General features: G+C 39.5%; 1 protein-coding gene. It reads left to right on the top strand.

The annotated features are described in order from the left end of the window. Positions 1–108: 108 nt before the first annotated feature. Positions 109–1,153, top strand: a 1,045-nt coding sequence (locus tag BpJC4_RS15785) for an IS1380 family transposase (RefSeq protein WP_151698192.1), incomplete at its 3' end; no start/stop codon positions are given.

The following is a 1,153-nucleotide window of genomic DNA, read 5'->3' on the forward strand; positions in this document are numbered from 1 at the left end:
CCCATATTCCGAAAGTAAAATAGTAATTTAAAATAAAAAAAGGGCCCCATCCTTTGGTATAATTGAGTTCGAGAAAAAACTAACAACCAAAAAGGGGGCACCTTTAAGGTGAATTATAACATTCCTGTTTCTAAATTTAAATATGCATTCAATTTAAAGAATAGTACAAATTATGGTGGGTTTCTCCCACTACTCCAGTTTCTGGAACGGATGAAGATTGAACAAACTTTCCGGGATTTTGACTGCTTAAAGAAAGACAATGCAAAATACCCTTTAAGCAAAGTATTTTTGTATCTGATTACGGGTTGGATGGCGGATTGTTCCCATATGTTCCACTTCCAATCTTTACAGAAAGATCCTCTGATCACTGCTTTCCTAGGAGGAAAATGCCCGCATTACACGCTTTTAAGCAAGGATTTACTAAGGCTAGAGAATGTTAAAGATGCTGCCATAGAATTTAAAGAACGGGGAATGGACATCATTGAACCCTGGCTGGATTCCGACCTCATTCTGGATTTTGATTCAAGCGTAGAAACAGTCTATGGAAATCAGGAAGGTGCTAAAGTAGGGGCAAATCCTCATAAGCCAGGAAGAAAAAGTTACCATCCCCTTCTTGTATTTGAAGGAAAATCCCATCTTTGTTTAAACGGCGTGCTAAGGCCGGGTAATGTACACTCCTCTGATCATGTAATCGAATTTGCCGAAGAAACCTACCGGTTGCTTTCCTCACAGTACTTTATCCGGTATGCCCGTTTTGATAAGGGTTTTGGTGGAGAAAAGTTTTACAGCCACTGGGAAAAGCACAAAATTGATTATGCCGGTAAACTGAGATGGACTTCGAGACTGAAAAAATTTGTTCAAAGCGATAATTCTCCGTGGACTCGTTATGTTGATGATGAAATGATTGTGATAGAGGGAAAAACAGTCCTGTATCAGGCCACTTCCTGGGAAAAGCCAAGAAGGGTTGCAGTGATCCGGAAAGCCGACAAGTATGAGGAAGACCAACTTCAATTGTTTGATTTTCTTTGGGACTATGAAGCTATTGTGACAACTATGGACTGGGAACCAATGGATATCTGGAGATTCTATAATCAAAGAGCCTGCCTGGAGAACTATATCAAAGAGTCTAAATATGGTTTTTCAATCGACAAGA

Origin of the sequence: Weizmannia acidilactici (assembly GCF_008974185.1) — a bacterium.
GTDB classification, from domain to species: Bacteria; Bacillota; Bacilli; order Bacillales; family Bacillaceae_C; genus Weizmannia; species Weizmannia acidilactici.